General features: G+C 63.7%; 2 protein-coding genes, 1 pseudogene and 1 riboswitch. Of the genes and pseudogenes, 2 read left to right on the top strand and 1 reads right to left on the bottom strand.

Going from position 1 to position 2,476, the window contains the following annotated elements; genetic code table 11:
* Window positions 1-189 precede the first annotated feature (189 nt).
* The gene (locus tag ACT84W_RS09960; RefSeq protein ID WP_417575456.1) at window positions 190-408 is read left to right on the top strand and encodes a hypothetical protein; all 219 of its coding nucleotides are present in this window, start codon (window positions 190-192) and stop codon (window positions 406-408) included.
* A 40-nt stretch (window positions 409-448) separates the two neighbouring features.
* Here the strand turns inward: ACT84W_RS09960 and ACT84W_RS09955 are convergent, their stop codons facing one another.
* Window positions 449-1,618 carry a M20/M25/M40 family metallo-hydrolase gene (locus tag ACT84W_RS09955; protein ID WP_444329098.1) on the bottom strand — a complete coding sequence of 390 codons (1,170 nt, stop codon included), beginning with the start codon at window positions 1,616-1,618 and terminating at the stop codon, window positions 449-451.
* 130 nt (window positions 1,619-1,748) lie between these two features.
* A riboswitch (Lysine riboswitch) is annotated at window positions 1,749-1,923 on the top strand.
* Between the two features lie 73 nt (window positions 1,924-1,996).
* On the opposite strand from ACT84W_RS09955, the pseudogene ACT84W_RS09950 reads away from it, so the two are divergent.
* Window positions 1,997-2,476: pseudogene (locus ACT84W_RS09950) on the top strand (diaminopimelate decarboxylase); the annotation flags it as partial.

Below are 2,476 nucleotides of genomic sequence, written 5' to 3'. Positions count from 1 at the left end.
TCCTCTGCGATGGCGATGAAGTACTCGAGCTGTTTGATATTCATATGAAATATCTTTCTGAGAGACGCATGATATATATTCAGTATATACATCATCACATGACTATCACAAGACAAGGTTCTTACAGGCGCTCAGCGCTGCCCGGGGTATCCTACAGATAACAACAAAGGACAAAGAGAGGAGAACACAATGTCCATTAAGAATCTGAACGATAAGCAGCGTAAGGTCTACGAGGCGTGCCGCAACGGCTGGTTGGTCGGCGGTGAATACCGTGCGAAGTTTGATAACCACGAGAAGGACTTCTTCGCGGATTCCCCAAGTTGGCTATTCCGTGAGGTCGACGATTGGTTCGCGAGCCACGCCAGGAATCACAGCGACTCGAGCATTCTGGTCAATTACCGCGCATAGTTCCAAAGAGGTTGGGGAGCCGAGAAAGGCTCCTTTTTCTTTAGCCCTTCATCTGTCCGCCCTCGGCGCAGGTGGACAGCATGAGCCCCAGGACAAGCGCGAGACCGGGCTCCAAGCTGTGCTTGTCGATCCATTCCTCTCGCGTGTGGAGCAAGGCTCCCGATACGGCCCCCACGGTATGGGCCGGGACGCCGAGCGATAGCGGGATATTCGCGTCGGTGGACGACTCTTGGTGGGCGGGCTCAACGCCCCCGAGCGCCCGGATCGCCTCATCCCCCAGGTCGACGAGGCCAGACTGGCCCTCGGGTTGCGAGGCCAGGCTTGCGGGGCGGTCGCCGATGAGCTTGACCTCGACGTCGGCGTCCCCGGTGCGGGCCGACCTCACTATCTCCTTGAATTTCTCGTCCATGTAATCCAGGTTCTCTTGCCTCGCGGAGCGATACTCGAGTAGTGCGGACGCCCTCGAGGCGATGGCGTTCACCGCGCCGCCCCCCTCAATCGCGCCGACGTTGACGGTCGTCTTTCCCTCATCGGGCAGAGGAATTGCGTAGAGCCCCTCGACGACGCGGCAGACGGACTCGACGGCGCTTTGGCGCCCCGCGTCCTCCCATGAGTGGCCGCCCTGCGTCTCGACCTCGACGCGCCAGCGGTGGGACCCCACCGCGCGGGTTATGTGCTGACCGAGGTACAGGTCGAACGCGGTGAAGTCGGCGACCTCAAGGCCGGCCTCCCTCAAATCCACGATGAGCCTGCGCGTCCCCGCGAGATTGCCCAGGCCCTCCTCGCAGGTGTTCGCCACCACCCAGACGTCGTGTTTGAGGGGCGGCTTGTGGGCCAGTATCCACTTGGTCGCCATCAAAAGGCCCGTGAGGTTGGCGGTGTCGTCGCCCACACCGGGCGCGTAGATTCGGGCCTTGTCCTCGCGCAAGGGGAGGGTCTCCTCGTCCTTCGCCACGACGTCCATGTGCGCCGAGAAGACCGACGCCGTGTTGCGGTCCTTGCCCTCGAGCCTGCAGATGACGTTGCCCGCGGGGTCGATGAAGGCACTGTCCGCGCCCGCCTCCCGGAGCCACCCCTTAACGAAGGCGGCGCGCTTTCCCTCCTTGCCGGACGGGGCCGGGATCTTTGCGAGCCGCCTTAAGAGCTCGAGCTCCTCCTCGTGCGCCTCGCGCGCGTACTCCTTGGCGGCCTTTGCGATTTGCTGGTCCACGACACCTCCCGATCAAACAGTAGTTGTGCAGGAGTCTACGCCTTATCCGCTCTTCGCTCGGCAAAGTTAGCCGTAGTGTTTCGTCTGCGTGTTCTGGGTTGAGCCGCACGGCGGGCGGTGCTAGGGTCTTCTCATCGATAGAGGAGCGGGCACGAAGAAGCCCGGGGGAGCCGGCAGGCGCAAGCACCCCGAGCGGAGGCGAGGCCCGCCGAACTGCACGAGCCGGGCACGGCTATGCGGTGGGCCTGCGGGAAATACCCTCAGGACTGTCTGCGACAATACGTCGCGGGAGCGCTATCACCTGGGACCGGCTTCTTTGCCGGCAGCCCGCCTGATCGCGCGCCCGCCCGAGGAATTCGAGAGCAAGGAGACGCGCGCATGGACAAGCGCCCCTTCATAAGCAAAGAGAAGCTCGAGGCCGTCTGCGCCGAGCACCCCACTCCGTTCTACCTCTATGACGAGGCGGAGATTCGCCGACGCGCCCGTGCGCTCAACCAGGCGTTCTCGTGGAACCCGGGGTTCAAGGAGTACTTCGCCGTGAAGGCCACCCCCAACCCTTGGATCGTGAGCATCCTCGCCGAGGAGGGCTGCGGCTGCGACTGCGCGACCGGCACCGAGCTCACGCTCGCGGAGGCCTGCGGCGTCACCGGCGGGGACATCATGCTCTCGAGCAACGACACCCCGGACGAGGACTACCGCCAGGCTCGCGACCTCGGCGCCATCATCAACCTCGACAGCCTCGACATGGTCGATTGCCTCGGGCGCGCGCTCGGCGGCGAGCTGCCGCGCATGGTCTGCTGCCGGCTCAACCCCGGCGGCTGCTTCGAGGCGGCCAACGGCATCATCGGCAACCCGCAG

This window comes from Paratractidigestivibacter sp., from assembly GCF_052362415.1.
Classification (GTDB): domain Bacteria; phylum Actinomycetota; class Coriobacteriia; order Coriobacteriales; family Atopobiaceae; genus Paratractidigestivibacter.
This window is presented reverse-complemented; position numbering and strand designations above follow the sequence as displayed.